The sequence below is a fragment of the Lactobacillus sp. B4015 genome (assembly GCF_026536055.1).
GTDB lineage: Bacteria > Bacillota > Bacilli > Lactobacillales > Lactobacillaceae > Lactobacillus > Lactobacillus panisapium.
In genome coordinates this window covers 17,460-39,442 of the sequence record NZ_JAFNOY010000013.1, presented here as the reverse complement: position 1 = coordinate 39,442, position 21,983 = coordinate 17,460, and the positions used below count along the sequence as shown (strand labels likewise).

Genomic DNA, 21,983 nt, shown 5'->3' with positions numbered 1-21,983 from the left:
TTTCAATTAATTTTTTTGAAAGTAGCTATTAGTTTTTGATATTTATCCTTGCCTAACCTAATATTCCGAATTCGTCGCTCGCAAAGATAGCATAAAAGAATACCAATTAAAAAAATTGCACAAATTAAATACACAGAACTCATATTAGTTAAAAACGGGAATAACTGGTCTTTTAGCGGTAAAAATACACAGCAGACTAAAGCGACGTTGACTCCGATTTGAAGCCAAAGATAATACCTGGTAGCAGGAATATCCCGCTTCCGATTGTGCATTTTAGTTAGCTGCTCGATGGCAGCAATTGCTGCTAAAATCGTCATTATTCCTGAAATAATAATTCCTAGCCACCTCTGGTATTGAGTTAAAATTAGTAACCAGAAAAGGTTAGTAAATAAAAAAATTATTACGATATAACGGAGCATTAAATAGCGACTAAAATACAAGTATTTAATACTGTCTGCTTTTTTCTTTTCGGCAACGCTTTTTGATTGAAATTTATTCAATATTCTTTATTCCCCTAACACTTATGCATATATTATTTCATTATATCCCTAATATCTTAATTAAAGCTAGCCGAGATTAACTTGCTTGACTAAACTTATTTGATATAAAATAGATCTGTTAGTGCTATCAGCATAATACAATAAAAAGGAGATAACAATGTACTCAGCAAAAATGCCAGACGGCTTTTTATGGGGTGGTGCAGTTGCTGCCCACCAGTTAGAAGGAGCTTGGAATGTTGACGGAAAAGGCATATCAGTTGCCGATGTCATGACTGTCGGTTCAGCCACTAAGCCACGTGAAATTACTGACGGTGTCATTGAAGGGAAAAACTATCCTAACCACAGTGCAATTGATTTTTATCATCACTACAAAGAAGATATTAAATTAATGGCTGAAATGGGCTTTAAGGCATTTAGAACCTCAATTGCCTGGACGAGAATTTTTCCTAACGGCGATGACGAGCAGCCAAATGAAGCGGGCTTGAAATTCTACGATGATTTATTTGCTACCTGTCATCATTATGGCATCGAACCAGTAATTACTTTGTCGCACTTTGAAATCCCATTTAATTTAGTCAAAAAATATCATGGGTTTACTAACCGTAAACTGATCGACTTCTTTGTCCGGTTTGCGACTGTTTGTTTTAAGCGCTATAAGGACAGTGTCAAATACTGGATGACTTTTAACGAAATCGACAATCAAGCAGCATACACTGAAGACTTCTTAATGGCCACTAACTCCGGCATTATTCTCAACGGGTTAACAGATAAAGAAAAAGAAGCTGCCATGTACCAAGCTGCACACTACGAACTAGTTGCTTCAGCCTTGGCAGTAAAAATTGGTCATAAAATTAATCCTGACTTCCAAATTGGTTGTATGATCAATTACTCACCAGTTCGTCCGCTTACCCCGTCTTCAGATGATGTTCTGCTGGCCGACAAATTTGAGCAAAGACGTGACTGGTTCTCAGATGTTCACGTTTTTGGTGAATATCCAAAAGAAGTTGAGGCATACATTGAGCGTAATGGCTACAGACCTGATATTACTGATGAAGATCGTGTAGTCCTAAAAGAAGGAACGGTTGATTACGTTGGTTTTAGTTATTACCAATCAACTACTGTTTCTGCCGAAAAAGTTAAGCCTGATGAATTAAATGACTTATCCAAGGCTATTGCTAAAAACCCAACGCTAGAACGCAGTGATTGGGGTTGGGAAATTGATCCTGAAGGTTTACGAATTTCTTTGAATCATTTGACTGACCGCTATCATGTACCACTATTTATTGTTGAAAATGGTTTGGGTGCTTATGATAAGGTCGAAAAAGATGGCTCAATTCATGATGATTATCGTGTCGACTACATGAGAAAGCACATTTCAGAAATGGAAAAAGCAGTTGAACTTGATGGCGTAGATTTAATGGGCTACCTTCCTTGGGGACCAATTGATCTTGTATCCGCTGGAACAGGCCAAATGGATAAACGGTATGGTTTTATCTATGTTGATAAAAATGATGCTGGTAAAGGAACATTGAAACGTTCACGCAAGGACTCATTTGACTGGTACAAGAAAGTTATCAATTCAAATGGTGCAGATTTAGCTTAAATTAGAGCTAATTAAAACTAACAAAAAAAACGAAGTTACTAACAACTTCGTTTTTTTGTTTCGATCATTATCGCGTAACTGATTGCTTATTTCTTTAAAGTACCAGTTTCGTATAATTTTTCATATAAATCGACCATCTCGCCTGCTAAATCTCTAAAAGTAATTGCATTCATTAAATGATCTTGTGAGTGAACTACTAACAAAGTAACTTTAGTATGTTCACCTTGAGCTTCTTTAGTAAGCATTCCGGTTTGCGAATTATGTGCTTCAGTTAATGAGTCGTCAGATTCTTTCAACTTAGCCCGGGCACCGTCGATGTCACCCTTTTTAGCTAACCGAATTGCTTCAAAAGCTAAACTCTTAGCATTACCTCCATTGGCAATTAAGCCCATAGCTGATTCTAAAGTTGCTTGTTCTTCTTGTTCAGTAGTTTTGTTTTCTGCCATTATTATCCCCTATGCTAACCGTTAATTAAGTCTTCAGCTTGTTTCAAAACCTGAACACCGTCCATCATGCCATATGCACGCATATCGATTACAGCAAGTGGAATATCCTTGCCGTCTTTACCTTGGCCCTTGACCTTATTCTTAAAGTCACTTTCCATATAACGAACTTGTGGTCCAAGCAAAACGCAATCTGGATGATCCTGTTCAATATGTTGTTGTGCCTCAGAAGCTGGACAAGCAAAGATATTAGCATCAATGCCCTGGTCCTTCGCTGCTTGCTGCATTTTCGTTACTAACAATGAAGTACTCATTCCAGCGCTACAATTTAACATAATTGTTTGTTCTGCCATAATAGTATGTTCCTCCTAAATGTATCCATAAGATTTATTCTATTATAGCACTTTTAAGTTAGCGCTTTCGATTTAAAAGTAAAGATTATTTAAAATAATTTCGACTTTTTTAAAATAAATTATGCTTCAAGTTGGCCGGATTAAACTTATAAACTGGCAACTAAAAACATAAGTCCAACAAGAACTAAGGAAGCGCCGATGAATAAAGCAGCTACCATCGAAATTGGTGCAAACCCAACTTGCCCCTTCGTTTTCTTAAGATTTCTCATATTTTTAATACTTAACAATAGTTCAACGACACCTAAAACCAAAAGAATAATTCCTGCTATCATCACAAGGTAATTTCCTTTAAGTAGCGTGAATAAATTTTCAGTCAATAACATCTTTATACCTCACAATCGTAAAAAATTATACTCTTTCTAACGTTTATGATAGCACTTTCTTTTAGCTTTAACATAAATTACAATGAAAAATAAATGAATTTTTAGTAGCTATGGTTATTTTAGAAAAATAGTTGAAAAAAGCCTGACACTCCTGTTCCCAAAAGGGCAAAGCCAAAGAAAAAGGCAAATACAACTGCAATCAATGAAAATGCATTGTTAGTTCCCTTAGTAAAGATTGTTTTGGCGTATTTAACACTGTAAATTAATTCGATTACACCCAAAACAATGACAGCAATACAAACAACACGATCAATTACTGGATTAATTAGACTCATTTTTTTGCCTCAAACAAATTAATAATCAAATATTCATATGCGAATATAATAGCAGATTCAAAAAACAAGGTAAACATTAAAATATTATGACAAAAACTGGCTTTTTCTTCTTTCTATTAATAAAAATGGACTATTTGGTTCGTTTCTTTACAAATATTTTTTCGAACTCATGGTAATAAGCCTCAAATATAGAACATTTTTAACTTTTCTTCCGTCTCTTAGGCGCGCTCAGTGCATGCCAAATACATTCTTCAAATGATTAAATCTTTTTTATAACTTGTACTTCTTGATGCCCTCTTTACTTATCTCTATTTTATAATATTAGATACATGTAGAAAAAAGATAAATCAATGAGGTAAAAATGCTATCAATTATCAAACTAAAATACTTTAAAGATGTAGTTGATTTGTGCAGCTTCACTAAAGCCGCAAGTAAAAATCATGTAGCTCAAACTTCAATCAGTCAACAAATTAAAGAATTAGAAGCAACATATGATGTAAAATTAATCGACCGCAATACAATACCTATTTCTGTTACTGAAGCAGGACGACTGCTATATCTATGGTCTGAAATCATTCTCAAAGATATTGATCGTCTGAATGAAGAAATGGAACAGCAAAAAGAGCAAAGGCTTAAAATTGCTTACACATCCCTGCAAGATTTATCTTACCTAAATACGCTTTTCAGCTACATGCCGTTGTATCAAAAAAAGGTTTCAGTAGCTAAAGAGTTAATGATTAACCTTACTCCCTACCTTCGAAACGAAAAGATTGATTTTGCAATTACCTTTGACTCTGAATTTGTCGATGAGCCAGATATTGAAACTATTCCGCTTTCAAATGGTCATTATAAGATAGGAATAAGGAAGGACCATCCACTAGCTATAAAAAGCGAAGTGACAATGGATGAAATTTATCAATATCCTTCTGTCATGATTACTCCTACAAGTATTGGAAAATCTTATGATTTAATGATCAAAAGATCACAAAAAGCAGGCGAAAAGCCGAATATTGGAGAGATTGTCGATAATGTTGAAAGTGAACTTTTTATGATTCAACAAAAGAATTTGATTGGCTTTTTCCCTGAAGATTTCCCAATGAAACTTGAAAATCCCAACTTAAAGTTAATTAAAATCAAGAATTCTCCCCATTCATATCAGCGTGTCATAGCCTACAAAAAGAATGCATCATCTAAAATTATTTCTTTAACAAATGAAATCAAAAATATAGTTGCATATAGGTTCAACCTATAACAATAGTGTTTTTATATATTGGTCAAGGAAGCCGCTTTCATTTATAGTTTAATTGTAGATAAATTATATTAAGGAGATTAATTATGACCAAATATATTTTGACAGGCGTTGACGGCAACTTAGGTGGTCAAGCAGCTGAATACTTATTGAAACTAACGGATAAAAGCAATTTAGTTTTTTGTGGCTATTCCGAAGATAGCTTAAAGAAGTATCGAAACATGGGTATTGCCACCAAACAAACTGACTTTAATCATACGGATGGACTAATTGATAGTTTTAAAGGAGGCAATGTTCTCGCTTTAATCTCCATGCCATTTGTTGGTGAAAAGAGACGTCAAGCTCAAAAGAACGCAATTGATGCAGCGAAAAGAGCTGGTGTAAATAAGATTATTTATACTTCATTAGTAAATGCTGGTGATCCGATGAATCCAAGTAAAGAAAAAATTGATCATGCTTATACTGAAAACTATATTGAAAATACTGGTTTAGATTATATTCTTTTAAGGAATTCACAATACGCTGAAGCCATGATTACTAACTATTTCACTTATGTAAATAACGGTGGGGTAATTTGTAATAATCAAGGTGATGGTAAGATGGCCTATATTTCCAGAAAAGATTGTGCCAAAGCTGTTGCCTATGCCCTCCTGGCTGATAATTTACATTACCGTATTCTTAACATCAATGGTGCTGAACTCATGACCATTAGTAGATTTATCGAAATTGGAAACAAAGTTACTGGCAATCGTGTAAGCTATGAAGAAATTTCTGATGAAGAAAACTATGCAGTTTTTGATAAAATGGGAGTTCCTAGGACTACAGATGGTAAATTTCAAAAGCATTCCGCTGCTCCATTCAGTTCAGAAGGTATGGTCACCTTTGGCCAAGCAATTCATGAAGGAAAAATGGACATGTTCACTGATGACTTCAAGAAGTTAACTGGTGATGATCCAATTACTGTTAAATACATGTTTGAGCATAAAAACATCTTCCAAATCGGTGATCGCCATTCTAAAGATAATTAAAGAGGCGCGCAAAATGAAAAAGATTGTAGTTAATGGTGTGGATGGCAATTTTGGTAAATTGGTAGCTGAAGATGTTTTAAAATTAATTCCTAAAGAAGATTTGCTCTTCACTGCTCCACGTGCAGATAAATTAGAAAATTACAAGAAAATGGGTATTAAAACAGCGGTTGCTGACTTCAATAGCCCAGATAATTTAATTAAAATTTATGCAAATGCGGATAAAGTATTATTAGTTTCCATGCCATTCGTTGGTGCTAAGAGAAGAAAAGCACACAAAAATTGTGTAGATGCTTGTGTTAAGGCTCATGTTGGTCAAATTATCTACACTTCAGTACTATCATCTGGAAATCCTTTCAATCCTAGTGTTGAAAATGCAGATCATGGTTATACTGAATCTATTATTCAAAACACTGATTTGGATTATATTATCTTACGTAATTCACTTTTTGCGGAAGCATTCATTACCGATTACTTCAGAGCAGTTAATAATCATGAAGACAGCATTGAAAAAAACATGGGTGAGGGTCGAGTATGGTTTATCTCTAGAAGAGATGCGGCATTAAGTGCTTCTTGTGCTTTAAACAATGACCTACTCCACCGTGCTATTTTAAACATTAATGGCTGTGAGCCATTCACCTATGATGCTTTCCTAAAAATAGCAAATGAAGTGACAGGCAACAACATTAGTTACATTAAGAAAACGGATCAGGAACTTTATGACTACTTTCATAGTATCGGTGTTCCCAGAAATACCGACGGTGATTTCTCCAAAAGTCCCATTCAAGCAACTTCTGACGGAATGGTTACCTTTGGTACTACTGTTAGAGATGGTTATTTAGATGTGCCGGTTAGCGATTTTACTAAATTATGTGGTAAGAAACAAATCACAGTTAGATATATGTTTGAACATGAAGAGGACTTCCAGTTAGGCGATCGTCATCCTACCGAATAAAACCAAATACTACCAAATAGCTCAAAAGGGTAAATCGTAATAAAAAGATTTACCTTTTTTACTTTCTCAAGCATAATAGATTAGCCATAACTACGGTTCCGACAAAAGTAAAAATAGTGCTAATTATGCCATAACATCAATGAAATATTTTTATGGAGAAGTAAAAATGGGATAAAAGTCTCAATAATTATGTGTAAATGGAAACCTAATCCACTGACTTGCTTTCATCAAAGGATGACTCATACGTATATGTCATTGAAGCAGCGTGCTACTTTCTCAGCTACAACGAAACTGTTTAAAACTAGCACCTGTTATTCAAGGAGGATGCCTAATGAGTCTTCAGTGGGAAATTGTTACGTAATTTTAGTCTTTCACTTCATTCGTTTGTGAAAACTTTTGATCTGATTAGTAGAATAAATTGAAACTCTGATTGGCGATGGGTAATAATCCATGAAACCCAATATTTCGGCCACAATCACTTTTAGTTGCCTAATAATACTAAGATATTTTGCTTTGCTTTTGTGAAAATGGTTAAGGGTTTTATGCGTTTGGTTTAGATTATGAGTACGATGTAAAGACATAAGATCAGTCAAAACGAATATATGGTCATGCTTTCTGAATTTATTACGCAACTTATTTATGATATGCACATGGGAGTGGCGAATGAAACTTTATAATAAAAGCTCTTAATTACTGTTGCAAGGGCCGCACCTGCTTTAAGCCGTATTCTTAGAGATCATGCTTTCATTCAGCAAAATGCAATAGTTAATTGCTCACTTGTGTCTATCAAGTTTGATTTCTAAAGCAAACAAAAATACTTCAAGACTTACGTGTTCTCGTTTCAAATCGATGAAAGAGGTTTCTAAGAATATACGGAAATATTTGTCTTGTAGCTTGTATTAATGAAACTACCCTACTTCAGATAAAGTGGTCTTGGTAATATTAGAGACTGTTGCATAAACGTAATACATTATACATAAATTGGATTAACTGAAAGATTTCTACAATAGTTGTGCAAAGTGTTTAAAATTGGGTCGTGGTTTGTTTTTTAATCGATCATTGTTTGGCATAGTCTGTTGCTTGAAGTCACCAATACGATCACGCGGAATTTTCAAATTAAGAGTTTTAAACTGAGTATCAAACCTAATAATATAGATGCCACTGGGAAAGCCACCAGTATTAACACTAAACCAATTATATTGATTATAGCCCAAGAAACTAGCCCATTCAGCTTTGAGAAATTAATTCAAAAACATATCCTAATTGCTAGCTAAAGACTTTTAAGTCATAACTACCAGATTTAATTAATGTAATTATGATTTGTTTAGTTATGTTGTTCATATAGGAATCTCTCTTTTCTACGATATTGCTTGATACTTTAATCATACGAGGAAGAGATACTTTTTTAATATTTTTAATTAAGATAACTTTATTTAGTCAACTTATTTGTCTGACATTCTCTATCTATTTAGACATGAACGTATGATCTTGCTTGCCAAGTGCCATGTCTGATAACATAGCTGAGCTTTCAGCATCATAGCGATGCTATTTACCGTAATACAAAGAAATTTGGTCTAGATTAAACTCGTATTTTGCTGTAAAGCATGAGAAATTGTGATTGGCGATAATTTAGCGCAAGGATTGGCTTTGTCCCTGCAAAACTTGGATAATTATTACCTAATCTATAAAAGAAAGATGCTTGCCTTTTTAGGTGGTAGACATATTAAAACGTAAAGAGTTTATAAATATGTTTCTCTTGAGCTAGTTAGCAACAAACGACATTTTATCTAAGAGGCTTAATGGATTTTTTATCAAAACCAGTATTCAATTTCATTTTACAATTGTTCACTGTGAATTACTTTTTAAATCATAGATTTAAAAATAAAATTGACAAATCAAACTGCCAAAATTAGAATTTAATAAATTATTAATCTTGGTTTTTAACTAAAATGGAGGTATAACATGCAAGGATTAACAGCAAAAGACTTATTAAACTTAACAAATGCAGGAGGTTTGAAGACACAAGGCAATAATAGTATTTTCCAAACTGCTGATCCTAATTTTGATAATTTGGATAAATATCAGTGGTCACTTGTTAAGCAAAATAGTAAGACCGGTTTGTCTACTATTTTAGCTACTGACACTTATCCGGCTTTTGTCTTTGATCAAGAACCGAACGTATATTTTACAACGGTAAATGATGAGCAAAAGACGCAATTATTTAAATTAAATACTGATACCCAAGATTTGACTGTGGTTCATGAATTTAAAAAGCAAAGTTTGGCGGTTCAAGAAGTATTACAAAACAAGCAATTACTTTTATCAGGTACGACTTCTTTAACAGAAATTGATGGTGATTTACCTTGGCACGAAGTAACTGAAGTACCTTATTGGACCAACGCTGAGGGAAATGTAAATGGTAAACGACATCAACTTTTTATTTTTGATTTAAAAAGCAAAGAGTTGCACTCATTAGTACCAAAAGATTTTGAAGTCAGCAATTTTTGGTACCAAGATGGCCATCTGTTCTTGAGCGGTGCGCAATATCAAAATCATCAACCATTCCAAAAAGGTCTCTATGAATATGATCTTACTGAAAAAAAGCTGCACGAATTGCTTAAGCATGAAACTTGGTCTGTAAGTGCAGTGGCGTTATTAAATGATGAATTATATCTAGCAGCAACCGATAATAAAAAATATGGCATTGAAGAGAACCCTAATTTTTATCATTTGCTTAAAGATACTCATGAAATGCAGCTCGTGCAAGAATGGGATCATAACTTATCCAATATTGTCATCCATGACATGGAAGTAGTACCAGGCAAAACCACTTTTGTCCACGATAACAAACTTTATTTTGTTGCTACAATTGCGACACATAATGAAATTTATACGTTTGACGGTGAAAAAACAGAACTAGTTGGCAAGTGGAATGGTTCAATTGCTTCTCTAGCCTTTCAAGGCGATCATTTACAATTTATCGCTAACAGTCCACAAAGTCCGCAGCAACTCTATCAATTTGAAAAAGATGGACAAATTAAACAACTTAGTCATTTCAACGAATTTTTGAAAGACAGATATGTTGCGAAGCCAAAGCAAGTAGATTATAAGGATCATAATGGTGATCAACGCTATGGTTGGGTACTCTATCCGCTGAATTATCAAGAAGGTAATAAATATCCAGCCATTTTAGAAATTCATGGCGGTCCACGCACTACTTATGGCGCTGGCTTTTTCCATGAGATGCAAGTGCTTGCTAGTGCTGGTTATTTTGTTTTCTTTACCAATATAATCGGTTCTGAAGGCTGGGGAGATGAATATGGTGACCTACGCGGTAAATATGGCACTGTGGACTATGATGATTTAATGTTATTTACCGATGAAGTCTTAAGACAAGTTCCAGAGGTAGACAAAGAAAAGCTTGGATTAGCAGGCGGAAGTTATGGTGGTTTTATGACTAATTGGGTTATTGGTCATACTCACCGCTTTAGTGCTGCCGTCAGCATGCGCAGCATTGCTTCTTGGACAGCAATGTACATTTCAGATATTGGTCCTGAATTCGTAAATGATCAAATGGCTACAGATGATTTACATTCTGATGATATTGATAAGCTTTGGTTCCACTCACCTCTTCGCTATGTCAACAATATAACTACTCCTACACTATTCTTACATTCAGATCATGATTTTCGTTGTCCAATCCCTGATGCTTATCAAATGTTCCAAGCGTTGAAATTACGTAATATACCAACCAAATTGGTAGTCTTTCAAGGGTCTAATCATGACTTATCAAGGAAAGGTGCTCCTAACAGACGAATTAAGAGATTAAAAGAAACGTTGAACTGGTTTGATAAATATCTAAAGTAAAAATTTTATAGATTTAATGTTATAAAAAATGCATCTCTAAGGATAAAAATAATCCTTAAGGGATGCATTTTCTTTGCTATTATTTGCTGCCAATTAAATGAACTTGATGATAGAATCGCTTTTTCAGCATTTGCCTGTAATTGCTAAAATTTGGTTAAACTTAATATCCTGTAGCAATTTCTAAAACCTTATCTTGCTTAGATAATTTAGCAATCGAAATACGACTTCTAAATTTACCTTAACTTCGGAGATCGTATCAATCTGCCTTATTCTTTAGTTAAAATTCCTCATCTTCATCCTTAGCCGGTGTAGGCTGAAAATGATAAATACCGCTTTTACCGGCTTCTAGAATCATTTTTATCAGGTCATCAAGCGGCAGCTGATCACGTTTAAGCAGCAATTCTAACAGCATTGGAATATTAACTCCGGTAACAATTTCAATTGCCGGATTTTTTTCCAGTATTCGAACTAACGTATTAAATGGTGTTCCACCTTTTAAGTCAGTTAAGCAAATAACTTTGCCAGAAAGAGCAGTGATTTTTTGCTTCAATTCTTGCTCTAGTTGATTAAGCGACTCACCGTCTGTAAACTTGACTGTTTGGCAATTTTCTTGCTGGCCACAAATCATTTCTGCCGATTTCAGCAATTCCTGTCCGGCACTGCCATGTGTACAAATTAAAACTCCAACCATTAGTATTTTCCACTCCTAATAGTCTAACGCACGATAATAACGTCTAATGTCCATTGGGTGCCGGTTAATGTGTTCAATGTGAACATCAATTCGATTATTAATTGCATGGAAAACAAATGGTGACAGGGTCCCACGATATTTCTCTGAAAAGCCAGGGAGGTCATAATCTTTAGCATCGATAATAGTGTAATTACCACAAATCTTTGGTAAAAACTTAGCAACACGTTCACTGAGTGGTCTTTGAGAATCTTCTCCAACATAAACAGTAACTGGTGTGTCACGATCAACTATTTCAAACATGCCATGGAAAAATTCTGCTGCTTCAACGGCACGTGTTCTTAACCAATGTTGCTCTTCCCAATAGCACATTGCGTATGAGTATGTTGCACCCCATTGATTACCCGCACCAACAAAGTAATGAATCTCATCATCGTGATGCTTTAAAGCAAAGTCCTTAGCAAAGTCGTCTGCTTTAACTCCAATTTCGGCAATATCCTCAGCAAAATGTTTATCCACTACTTCATAAAATTCATCATAGTCCGGAAATTCACCGTTCAAGTACATTAGACGATCCCCAACCATAAAGAACTTCAATTGCTCGTTTTCTGGATAAGAAATGCAATAAGTTAGATCTGCTGCCAATTTAGCCTTAGGATCATCCATAAAGCCTAAAATTGTGGCGCCTACCTCGTTTAATTTCTTAACTGCATCAACCATTTCCTTAGTATTACCCGTTACTGAAGAAATGACAACTAGCGTTTTATCGGTAATGCGCTTATTGCCAGTCACGATATATTCAGCGGCATTTTGGTAGAAAGTTTCAAGGGCACTTTTTTCTTTCATATGAATGTTAGCTTGCATCCCTGAAGCATAGGTACCACCAATACCTAACCAGCAGATGTTTGTAATTCCTTTTTTAAATAATGGATCAATGATTTCATTAATCTTGCCTCTTAATTCGAGTGCTCCATTCATACTAGTAATTAATTTTTTCTTATCGAACTTACGCATTTTTCTCCTCTTTTTCTTGTTCTACTATCTTAATACCCGCACTTGCTCCTAAAATTGATGCACCTGCATTAAGGAATTTTTTTGCTTCTAAATATGTGTGAATCCCACCAGCTGCCTTTATTTTGATTGATGAATCTAAAATACGTTTCATAAGTTTCACATCTTCAATCTTAGCACCAGAAAAGCTTCTACCGGTTGAGGTTTTCAGAAATGCCGGCTTAATGCGATTTGCTATTTCACATATTTTTTCTTTTGCAGCATTGTCGCCATCTAGTTTACACATTTCAACAATTACTTTGTCTTTAATTCCGTTCTTCTTACAGAAGCTAGAAATTGCCGCCATTTCTTTTTCAATAGCATGAAAGTCCCGATTTTCAACATTTTTTTGGTTTAACGGATAATCGATTTCTTCAAAATTCTTAGCCGCATAATCAGCAAACCTTTTCATTTTGCTATCAAGATCCATCTTACCTTCAGGAAAGTCAACAGCACCAGCAATGATAATGTCTGTATCTCTTAAATAGTCTTTAGCAAAATCATATTCTTTTTCAGGCTTAGCAAAAACAGCTCGAAAATTATACTTTTTTGCTTTTTCCAAATATTGTTCAAAAGTATCATTTGGATCATCAATATAATCAATTTTCTTGTTTATCATTCTTTTTTCGACCTTATAAATCTTTTAAACACCTAAAATTCCCCAAGCAGTCAGCAAAACACCAATGATAGTTGCACCTAAAAGCTGCCAAAGCACGTTGACTTTCTTTTTATTTAGTACGTAAAAAATATACAAAACTAATAATGACAAAAGTCCAGGTAAAATGCTATCTAATATGCTTTGCAGTGATGTAGCAGTTTTTCCTGTGCCAAACTTAGCAACAACCTTAACTACAACCATATTCTGTGTCATAGCACCGATGACCATTACACCCAAAATTCCGGCTGCATCCTTAAACTTATCCATCAGTCCGGATTTTTGAATTCTTTCAAGGTAACTAGTACCAATGTTATATCCGACTTTTACTCCAAAATATCTAACAAGATATGCCGGTATGTTATAAGTTAACAAAAAAATCATTGGTCCTAATATATTTCCTTTCAATGACAAGGAAGCGGCAATTCCAACAGCTAGAACTCTGAGAGTGCCCAAAAATAATGAATCGCCTATACCAGATAATGGTCCCATTAAAGCAGTCTTAATTGCACTGATTGAGCTAACGTCGAAATCCTTATCTTCTGCGTTCTTTTCCTCCATTGACGCCACTACACCACCGATAAATGGTACAAGTTGTGGTGTACAGTTGAAGAACTCCATTTGACGTTCAAGAGATTCTGTATATTCTTTTTGATCGCCATGATAAAGTTTTTTCATAAGTGGTGCCATCATATAGGCAAAAGCCAAATGCATCTGTCTTTCGTAATTCCAGCCAAATTCCATAGGCAATGAACGCCACATAATTTGCATTAAGTCTTTATTGGTAACTTTTTTTTCATTAGAAATCGTCGTCATCATTTACATCCTCCTGACTTGAACCATTGGTACTTACTACTGCACGATTTTGATCGGAATGAAACCTTACAAAAACAATGATTAATCCGAAAAGCGCAACGCCAAGTACAGGAACTTTTAGATAAGCTGATAGTAAGAAACCTAAGAAAAAGTACGGCAAAACTGTTTTATTCATTATCATTTCTAGTAAAATGGCAAACCCAATTGCTGGCAACATGTTTGCTGCAACTTGTAAACCATTAATAATATTTTGTGGTATTACACTTAGTAAAGCTTTCATTCCTGCACTACCTGCATAATAGCCTAAAAAGCAGAGAATACCACGGCGTGTACATTCAATTAATCCAATTCCCCACATTGATGCAGTTATACCACCTGGTTTCCCTTCTTTTGCATACCTATCTCCAATATGTGCAATAGCTGGAAAAATGACACTAGTAAGATTCCCAATTGCAAGTGAAAGCATTGCTATAGGCATTGCTATAGCAATAGCTGCACCGACTCCTTTCCCTAAAGAAATAGCAAATGCGGTTCCTAGAACACCACCGACAATCACATCAGGTGGTAAATATGCCCCAACTGAAATTGCGCCCATAAACACTAATTCAAGTGATGCACCAATAATTATTCCTTGAGACAAGTTGCCTAGAACTAACCCAACTAAAGGCCCTAAGATAATTGGTCTATTCAACATATTAGAGCCGATAGCAAAGTCCAACGGACCTACAAAGCCAACCAGCCCTATTAGTAGTGCTGTACCCAAATTGCTCATTATTATTCTCCAATCTATTCTAAAAATGGTTTTAAAAAATTCAGTGCTTTTAGTTCTGTTTGTGCCGGATTTAAGAAATACTGAGGTTGCCCAAATTCAAAAGTAAAATCACCATGATATTGAAATGTATTAAAAGTTTTTAAGTCATTAGCTGGATTGCGAGTACCCTCACCCCAGCACTTATGACCAACTGGATTCCCGTCAACAAAGTGACAGTGAATAATTTTGTATCCAAAGGCTTCAAAATATTGTGAAATTGTCTCCTTATTTCTCGCCATTGCACCTAAATCAATGTTGATTCCAACATTTTCTTCGTCTACACATTCAAGATAAAGTTTCAAATCAACAATGGAATTCACTAAATGCGATTCTTCTGGCTGCAGAGCTTCAATCGCAACCTTAACTTCGTTAGAAGAAGCATATTCAGCAACGTTCTTCATCATTTCAACCGATCTATCCCAAGCAGCCTTTGGATCCTCATCGTAATAGTCCCAGCCAGAATTAAGTGCCACCATGTGAACACCGAGTTCGGCACTAGCATCAATTAAATTTTTAAAATAATTCAGTGAACCTTCACGAAGATTTCTACCCTTTGCTGCCAAATTATATGGATTGGGATTGCTTTGCTGAGGAGTTAAACATATTACCTTAAGATGATGATCAGCCAAACGTTTTTTAATACTATCGACATTTTGATAACCTGTTTTTTCTATCCAAAAGTGTTGTGGACTTGTCCAAAGTTCAATATTAGATAGACCATTTTTACACACAGAATCTAAGAAATAATCGAATGTATAATTTCTATAGTAATAATTCATGGCTGCTAAACGACTGCGCTTAATTTTATTATTCATGTAAAATCCTATCTAACATCTTGATAAAGTTCTTTTTTATCATTTGGAACTTGACGAATCTCAACCTCACAGCCATTTTTTACTAACTCATCAAGCTTTTTCTCATCGTCAGTTGTGACGTTAATAGCTTTGCTGATTTGTATAGTATTTTCAACTGGTTTTGTCCCTCCCAAGTTAATATGATTGATTGCAGGATAAGCACTAGCCAAAGCGTAGGCGTCTGCAACTGATTCTACGACAATAAATAACCTATATTTATCGGTCACACCACTTTGCAATGCTTTAATCGAATTATTAATATTTTTAATTACCAACTTCACACCTTGAGGTTTAGCAAGTTTTATTGCTGTTTTCCTAATCTCATTATTTGGCACATCGTCATTAGCAATTAGTATGCAATCCACGCCTAATTCTTGTGTCCATGAAAAGGCAACTTGACCATGCAATAAGCGATGATCCACTCTCATTAACTTAATCAAAGAAATTCCTCCTTTTAAAAACTAATTTTTTAATTCCATCTAGTTTTTAGCAATTATCATGCCAAGTAAGTGTCAAAAAAAAAGCGGCCAATACTGACCACATTTTGTGATAATTTTAATTAAATTTTGACACTATTAAAGCTGTATTTTATTTTGTCAAAAATCTTCAATTTCTTCTGTTTCTAAGCTATTATTTTCTGTATTAAAAATAAGTTCATTAATATACTTAATTTCAGTTAGTGGAATTTTAATGTTATAGATTTTTTCTAACGACCTTAACGAATTTTTGATGTTATTCAAATTTTTCTGATTTTGTGGTGTTGGCTTATATTTGCTTGGATTAGTTTCCAAAGTTTGATTTCTAATTATCCTTTCGATCATACAGCTAAGATGTACGTACAAAGCCATTACAGTCTGATTGGACAGGCTTATTTGCAAATACTTATTTAACTCTTTAATACACAAATCAATATTTTTAATAACCTCCTTAGTATCCAGTATCGTCAAGGAATTAATTACCCGCTCAATCGTGAAATTGCGTAAAATAGAACTATTAAATTCATAAAGATCTTTATCCGTTAAAATATCTTTGAGAGCTTCCTTTAAAGCTGAGAGCTTAGAACCATTTATAAGCTGATCTAAAGAAATAAAAGGAACATTGTCATAATGTGGATTAGCTGTACCAATAACTGCTAAAACATTATATTTTCTTTTAATTGCTCTTTCTTGATCTTCCAGTTTGAGCCAGCTATACGAACAAGCCATAATAACAATTTTACTTTTTGGCGGAAGACTTTCTTCAATCATGTCTTTAATTTTATTGGCCGTTCCAACTCCAGTTGTACAGCATACCAAAATCACATTCTGTTTAACCATTTTAGGATAAATAATACGGTAATCATTGCAAATGATTTCATTCATCTTATCAACTATTGCCTCAATCGGCTTTCGCTCTTTAATGTAATTAGCTACAAACAAGGCTAACTGAGTTGAAACATTATTAAAAATGACTACTGGAAAATTTAGATCAATTTTCAGCAATTCAGGGATCTTCTCTAAAGAACCCATGTCGGCCATTAAGATTAAACCATTGGATACATGTCTTACATGAACATAATTAGAAACCTTTTTCACAATATCTTCGGTCAGAATATCAATTGGCATATCAAATGAGTCAAGAAGCGGTTCCCCAGCGATTTTATTCACAGTATCCGCAATACTGCTAGCAGTCGAGTAACCGTGGGCTAACAAGATACAATGTATTAACTTGGAATTTTTTTCTTTTTGAGCGCCGCTTAAATAAATAGTTAGAAACAAATTATCAATTTCATCAGTATAAAGGTTAAGCATTCCGTTAACAACACTGATAATTGCTTGAACTACTTGGTTAGTATAGATACTTTCATCAATTTTAGTAATAATTTCATCTGCTAATTTTTTCTCTCCAGGCGTAACTTTCCAATGTTTTTCCTGTCTAAAATAAAAGTAATGAGAAATTGCTACAATAATATTCCCATTAAAATCGTTTCTAAGATCATCTTGAAGATAACCCACTTCCTGATTGAGTGTTTTTTTGATAAGATCCAAAGGTAATTCACCAATATCCAAAGCTTCTTTTTTAAAAACCAAGTAATCACATAAAATATTAATTTTGTCAAAAGCCTTAACTTTAAAAGACGAAAAGGACTCACTTTTATATAAAGTAAAAATACTTTGAATTGTTTTTTTAATATAATTAGCACTTTGCTGGTTTCCCACAAAGTCCGTAACTTCACTGGTTGGAGTAATGACGATATCTTTTTTAGTTTTGGATAGAACTTGTTTTGTTGAAGTAATACTCGACTTCAAAATATCTTGCGGTAAATCCGCTAGCTTAACGTAAATACCGTTTTGAGAAGATTTTTTACTTTCACCCAAGGCATTGGCTACAGAAAGTAAAACATCGTTTTTGAGTTGACCTATATTACTTTCAAACTTTGTATTAGTCAAAGTAGCAAATACTTGGTTGTTAATATTAATATTATTTTTGATTTTTTTAGCGTGTTGAATGTAAAAATAGATGATTAACGACCGGATTTCGTTTGAACTACGTTCAATAAGTGGTGGCATAGTTATCTGAACGGGAATTCTGCGAATAAATGTTGCCAAGAAACTACTTTTGATATCTTCAGTTGTTGCACATATTAGTCTAACATTCATACGTTTTTTTTCGGCCGCCTCACCTAAAGGTGAAATAGTTCCGGTATCCAAATATGAAAACAGTTTTTCCTGACCTTTAGAATCAAGTCGATGAACTTCGTCAAGAAAAAGCATACCGTTATTTGCTTCATCAAATAGTCCTGTGTGGTCCGAATCAGCCCCTGTAAATGCCCCCTTTACATGACCAAAAAGTGTGCTTGATAACAACTCCGGATTATCAGCATATTCTGCACAATTAAAGCTAATAAACTTTCCATTTGACGGAATATAGCCCTCTTCTACACAGTAATCAAAAAACTTTTTGGCAATATAACTTTTGCCTGTACCTGTTTGCCCATTAATCAATACGGGGAGTCGACCAGGATATGATGCAGCAGCCTTCAACTTTCTTATTTGACTATAAAGCGATTGATCATGACCAATTACACTTGAAAAAACATCATGATGACTAATCAGATTCTCTAAACTTTTAAGAGTAGTATATTCTTGCTGTAATTGCTGATTAGCATTTTTTTCTGCCCATTCACGATCCACAAAAATGACTGGCCTGGTATTAACTTTAATAATCTTTTTTTCTCTGACCAACTGATTTAAGTAATGACTGACTGTATTTCTTTTAACTCCTAGTTTTTTAGCTAAATCTGAAGTTAAAAGATAATGACCCTTTTTCTGCTTTGTTTGTCTCATTATAGACAATAATTTTTCTTTCACATTCATATTGTTTAAGTTTCTTCAATCATTCGATTATATAATGCTTTTATGATAATGGTAGCGATTTTATAAATGTTGTTCAAGCTAAAATAGAACAATTTATCAATGAGAAATACGTTATCAATTACTTGCGAACTGACATCCAGATTTTCCCAATTCATAAATAAGTACAATGCTATTATTAAGTAATTACCAAAAAATCCAGTCAAAAAGGCTAGACAATACAGTTAATAATATGTTTGATTAAAAATATTTTCCCTATTCCGAAGTTTTAGTTTTAAGTGGTTATTAAGCTACTAGAACAATAAGATTTAAGCATAAAAACTATATTCAATAATTGTTGATTCAAAGTTCCTTGCCACATAGTTTTTCTTTAATATCCATCAACTAGGCCTAACCTTACTATATTTTCTTTCACGTTCGAACCTGAAAATACCACACAGCCATTCAAACTTTCAGATAAATTAACCATATTCAACTTCATAGAATGAATCATTTTCAACTGAGATCTATTATTTTTGACCTTGTCAAAATCAGTATTTTTTCCTAAATATTAACCTTTTCTAATGACCGATTAATTGCAGCTTGCTAATCAGTCAATATAGTTTTCATAATATCTCTTCCGCAGTATCTCTTTACTCAAGTACTTTACATTATTAGCTAAATCACGGTAAAGTTTCTCAGTTAAACTAACAAATTGCCCAGATTCTTTGTATAAAGCCATATTTGTAAAATGATGTAGAGTTTCGTAAATAAAATTGAAAAAGTTTGCGACCGATTTAAGTTTACGCTGCAAAATCAAACAAATATTTTTATCAATTAAATTTCTAAATATAAGATATTTTTTACCTTAACCGTTGGTAATCCAAGGAAAAGTAAAGTAAAATGTTATTTGATAAAAAGGAGTGTCTCAATGTCTAAACTTGAAAAACCCGTTGTGATAGGAATTACCGGTGGTTCAGGCAGCGGTAAAACTACCATCGCTCACAAAATTGTTGACCAAATGCAGGAAAATGAACACGTCTTAATTATGACGCAAGATTCATATTACAAAGATAATACTGGTATTCCGATGAACATCAGACAGAATATCAATTATGACCACCCTGATGCTTTTGATATTCCCCTTTTAGAGGAGCAATTAAATCGGTTATTACAATACGAGCCAATTGAAATGCCCGTTTACGACTTCAAAGAACACACAAGAAGCAAAGAAACTATCCATATCGAGCCTGCCGATATTATTATTCTTGAAGGAATATTAGTACTGGCAAGTGAAGAGATTCGTAATTTAATGGATATTAAAGTTTACGTTGATACGGATGATGATATTCGTTTTATCAGACGATTAGAGCGTGACATTAAGGAACGAGGCAGATCGATTGATTCGGTCATTGAACAATATTTAGATACAGTTAAGCCAATGTATCACCAATTTATTGAACCAACCAAACGCTATGCAGACATTATCATCCCTGAAGGCGGCGAAAATAATGTCGCAATCGATATGCTCACCACTAAGGTACACTCTGTTTTAAGCGAAAATATTAGATAAAAAACTGATAAACCAAATTAGCATCAAAAAACGCCAAATTCTAGCTTTAGAAATTGGCGTTTTCTTATTCATTTTAATCATTTGCCAGCCGCTTAATTACTTCAGCATAATCTGGATATTGTTTTAACAAATCTTGTTTGTGGGGCATTTCAAAATCATGATAGTCAAAGCCGGGAGAAACCATGCAGCTAACTAGACAGAAACTATCTGGTTCCGTGATTTCCGAGGCAAAGATGGTGTTTTTTGGAACCTTAAATTGCAAGACTTCTCCGTGATCAATTCTTTTACCTAATTTTATAGCATAATAATGACCATCTGGAGCAATGCAGTGGATTGTAATCGCCGTGCCGTCATGATAATACCATAGTTCATCATGGTTTAAGCGGTGAAAATGGGAACAGCTCTGATCATCAAGTAAGAAATAAATTGAAGTGTAGTAAAATCTATCTGCTTGGCTATCCTGAGCAAAGAACTGCTCATCACTAGTATATATTTGACGGAACCAGCCTCCTTCTTGGTGAGGCTCAAGGCTCAAACTTTTAATATAATCTTCTCGGTTCATAATTTTTGCTCTCTTCACGCTCAATCAGTCAACTTCATTAAGTTAAACCAAGTAATTCTTTTGCATTTGCTCTTTAAAATTTTGTGGCAGTTTCAAGCCGTCAGTAAAGTAGTGATCAAAATCACCGTAGTGCTTTTTAACGGTTGAAAAGTATCTTTCCAGGTATTGGCGTTCAACAGTTAACGCAATTGCTACATCGTTGAGGTTATTAGGATCCATCTTATCTTTTAAGTATTCTAATATTTCTTTGTTAGCTTTTTTACGAGCAGAAATTGTTTTTAAGTAGTCGGTGAAAATCTGCTCCTCACTAACATCCAGGCTCTTTAAAATCAAGGCTGCAGCTACCCCTGTTCGATCCTTACCAGCAAAGCAATGAAAGGCAACTGGAACTGGATCGGTCATTAACGTTAGCAAAAAGTCGTGATAGCCTTGCTTAGCAGATTCTGCCATTGCCAATTCTTCATAGGTTTTCAGCATATCTTGTTCAACACTGCTATTGGCCGAAACAATTTCATCAACACTAGCCTGATTTGTTGTGCCAACATCTTTTAGCACATCAATAATTTCATAGTCTAATTCTGACCAAAGATAGTCTGGGTATTCTTGTCTTTCCTCATCACCGCGAAAATCAACCAGTCGCTTTATTTTGTAGTAGTTCTGAACACGATCTTTTTGTTCTTCGGTTAAATCAAATAGTTGACCACAACGAAAAAGCAGCCCTTCTTTAACCTTTCTTCCATCTGAACTAACATAGCCACCTAATGAACGCCAATTTGTTATCTCTGTAGTCATAATTCTCCTTAAACTTATTATTTATTAAAACTGTTTGGTTTTCATAAAGGAATATTATAATTTTTATTGAATTCTACGTCCATGATTTTCGCAAACTAATTTGTGTTTCTTAGTCTTTTTTATAAAAAAACCGCAAA

22 protein-coding genes and 1 pseudogene are annotated in these 21,983 nt (G+C 34.3%); 6 read left to right on the top strand and 17 right to left on the bottom strand.

The window, feature by feature from the left end:
- Window positions 1–2: 2 nt before the first annotated feature.
- Window positions 3–500, bottom strand: coding sequence for a PTS cellobiose transporter subunit IIA (locus tag J3U71_RS11135; RefSeq protein ID WP_267394328.1), 498 nt, complete (start codon window positions 498–500; stop codon window positions 3–5).
- A 157-nt stretch (window positions 501–657) separates the two neighbouring features.
- Between J3U71_RS11135 and J3U71_RS11130 the strand changes: the two genes are divergently transcribed.
- On the top strand, window positions 658–2,103 hold the full coding sequence (locus tag J3U71_RS11130; RefSeq protein WP_267394326.1) for a 6-phospho-beta-glucosidase: 1,446 nt from the start codon (window positions 658–660) through the stop codon (window positions 2,101–2,103).
- A gap of 86 nt (window positions 2,104–2,189) precedes the next feature.
- Here J3U71_RS11130 and J3U71_RS11125 read toward each other — a convergent pair whose 3' ends face one another.
- From J3U71_RS11125 to J3U71_RS11110, 4 genes are all read right to left on the bottom strand, one after another.
- Window positions 2,190–2,549, bottom strand: a complete 360-nt coding sequence (locus J3U71_RS11125) for a PTS lactose/cellobiose transporter subunit IIA (RefSeq protein WP_103751970.1) — start codon at window positions 2,547–2,549, stop codon at window positions 2,190–2,192.
- A 14-nt stretch (window positions 2,550–2,563) separates the two neighbouring features.
- Window positions 2,564–2,899: a PTS sugar transporter subunit IIB gene (locus tag J3U71_RS11120; RefSeq protein WP_103751969.1), complete on the bottom strand. Its 336-nt coding sequence runs from the start codon at window positions 2,897–2,899 to the stop codon at window positions 2,564–2,566.
- A 146-nt stretch (window positions 2,900–3,045) separates the two neighbouring features.
- Window positions 3,046–3,282: a hypothetical protein gene (locus J3U71_RS11115; protein WP_267394324.1), complete on the bottom strand. Its 237-nt coding sequence runs from the start codon at window positions 3,280–3,282 to the stop codon at window positions 3,046–3,048.
- 119 nt (window positions 3,283–3,401) lie between these two features.
- Complete coding sequence (locus J3U71_RS11110; RefSeq protein WP_103751967.1) at window positions 3,402–3,617, bottom strand: hypothetical protein; 216 nt, start codon at window positions 3,615–3,617, stop codon at window positions 3,402–3,404.
- A 361-nt stretch (window positions 3,618–3,978) separates the two neighbouring features.
- Between J3U71_RS11110 and J3U71_RS11105 the strand changes: the two genes are divergently transcribed.
- From J3U71_RS11105 to J3U71_RS11095, 3 genes are all read left to right on the top strand, one after another.
- A complete protein-coding gene (locus J3U71_RS11105; protein WP_267394322.1) occupies window positions 3,979–4,869 on the top strand; it encodes a LysR family transcriptional regulator in 891 nt (296 codons plus the stop codon).
- A gap of 83 nt (window positions 4,870–4,952) precedes the next feature.
- The gene (locus J3U71_RS11100) at window positions 4,953–5,894 is read left to right on the top strand and encodes an NmrA family NAD(P)-binding protein (RefSeq protein WP_267394320.1); all 942 of its coding nucleotides are present in this window, start codon (window positions 4,953–4,955) and stop codon (window positions 5,892–5,894) included.
- A gap of 13 nt (window positions 5,895–5,907) precedes the next feature.
- Window positions 5,908–6,846, top strand: a complete 939-nt coding sequence (locus J3U71_RS11095) for an NAD(P)H-binding protein (RefSeq protein ID WP_220269266.1) — start codon at window positions 5,908–5,910, stop codon at window positions 6,844–6,846.
- Between the two features lie 371 nt (window positions 6,847–7,217).
- Here J3U71_RS11095 and J3U71_RS11675 read toward each other — a convergent pair whose 3' ends face one another.
- Both J3U71_RS11675 and J3U71_RS11670 read right to left on the bottom strand, forming a co-directional pair.
- Window positions 7,218–7,496: a transposase gene (locus tag J3U71_RS11675; protein ID WP_416381442.1), complete on the bottom strand. Its 279-nt coding sequence runs from the start codon at window positions 7,494–7,496 to the stop codon at window positions 7,218–7,220.
- A 351-nt stretch (window positions 7,497–7,847) separates the two neighbouring features.
- A pseudogene (locus J3U71_RS11670) lies at window positions 7,848–8,072 on the bottom strand (hypothetical protein); the annotation flags it as partial.
- A 736-nt stretch (window positions 8,073–8,808) separates the two neighbouring features.
- On the opposite strand from J3U71_RS11670, the gene J3U71_RS11090 reads away from it, so the two are divergent.
- Window positions 8,809–10,713 carry an alpha/beta hydrolase family protein gene (locus J3U71_RS11090; RefSeq protein WP_267394317.1) on the top strand — a complete coding sequence of 635 codons (1,905 nt, stop codon included), beginning with the start codon at window positions 8,809–8,811 and terminating at the stop codon, window positions 10,711–10,713.
- A 277-nt stretch (window positions 10,714–10,990) separates the two neighbouring features.
- On the opposite strand, the gene J3U71_RS11085 is transcribed toward J3U71_RS11090, so the two are convergent.
- The 8 genes from J3U71_RS11085 to J3U71_RS11050 form a co-directional block, all read right to left on the bottom strand.
- On the bottom strand, window positions 10,991–11,404 hold the full coding sequence (locus tag J3U71_RS11085) for a PTS sugar transporter subunit IIA (RefSeq protein WP_220269263.1): 414 nt from the start codon (window positions 11,402–11,404) through the stop codon (window positions 10,991–10,993).
- 15 nt (window positions 11,405–11,419) lie between these two features.
- Window positions 11,420–12,415: an SIS domain-containing protein gene (locus J3U71_RS11080; RefSeq protein WP_267394313.1), complete on the bottom strand. Its 996-nt coding sequence runs from the start codon at window positions 12,413–12,415 to the stop codon at window positions 11,420–11,422.
- Window positions 12,408–13,070, bottom strand: coding sequence for a deoxyribose-phosphate aldolase (gene deoC, locus J3U71_RS11075; RefSeq protein WP_267394311.1), 663 nt, complete (start codon window positions 13,068–13,070; stop codon window positions 12,408–12,410). The genes J3U71_RS11080 and deoC overlap by 8 nt, the downstream gene beginning before the upstream one ends.
- 24 nt (window positions 13,071–13,094) lie before the next feature.
- Window positions 13,095–13,925: a PTS system mannose/fructose/sorbose family transporter subunit IID gene (locus J3U71_RS11070; RefSeq protein ID WP_220269260.1), complete on the bottom strand. Its 831-nt coding sequence runs from the start codon at window positions 13,923–13,925 to the stop codon at window positions 13,095–13,097.
- Complete coding sequence (locus J3U71_RS11065) at window positions 13,906–14,694, bottom strand: PTS mannose/fructose/sorbose/N-acetylgalactosamine transporter subunit IIC (RefSeq protein ID WP_258562421.1); 789 nt, start codon at window positions 14,692–14,694, stop codon at window positions 13,906–13,908. Before J3U71_RS11065 ends, J3U71_RS11070 begins: the two co-directional genes overlap by 20 nt.
- Before the next feature lie 14 nt (window positions 14,695–14,708).
- Window positions 14,709–15,548, bottom strand: a complete 840-nt coding sequence (locus J3U71_RS11060; RefSeq protein WP_220269259.1) for a sugar phosphate isomerase/epimerase family protein — start codon at window positions 15,546–15,548, stop codon at window positions 14,709–14,711.
- 8 nt (window positions 15,549–15,556) lie between these two features.
- Window positions 15,557–16,027: a PTS sugar transporter subunit IIB gene (locus tag J3U71_RS11055; RefSeq protein WP_220269258.1), complete on the bottom strand. Its 471-nt coding sequence runs from the start codon at window positions 16,025–16,027 to the stop codon at window positions 15,557–15,559.
- A gap of 156 nt (window positions 16,028–16,183) precedes the next feature.
- Window positions 16,184–18,913: a sigma 54-interacting transcriptional regulator gene (locus J3U71_RS11050; RefSeq protein WP_267394308.1), complete on the bottom strand. Its 2,730-nt coding sequence runs from the start codon at window positions 18,911–18,913 to the stop codon at window positions 16,184–16,186.
- A 937-nt stretch (window positions 18,914–19,850) separates the two neighbouring features.
- On the opposite strand from J3U71_RS11050, the gene udk reads away from it, so the two are divergent.
- On the top strand, window positions 19,851–20,492 hold the full coding sequence (udk, locus tag J3U71_RS11045) for a uridine kinase (protein WP_103751957.1): 642 nt from the start codon (window positions 19,851–19,853) through the stop codon (window positions 20,490–20,492).
- A 73-nt stretch (window positions 20,493–20,565) separates the two neighbouring features.
- Here udk and J3U71_RS11040 read toward each other — a convergent pair whose 3' ends face one another.
- Window positions 20,566–21,054 (bottom strand): cupin domain-containing protein, encoded by a 489-nt coding sequence (locus J3U71_RS11040; RefSeq protein ID WP_267394306.1) that lies wholly within the window; start codon window positions 21,052–21,054, stop codon window positions 20,566–20,568.
- 42 nt (window positions 21,055–21,096) lie between these two features.
- The gene (locus J3U71_RS11035; RefSeq protein WP_267394305.1) at window positions 21,097–21,846 is read right to left on the bottom strand and encodes a tyrosine-protein phosphatase; all 750 of its coding nucleotides are present in this window, start codon (window positions 21,844–21,846) and stop codon (window positions 21,097–21,099) included.
- Window positions 21,847–21,983 lie beyond the last annotated feature (137 nt).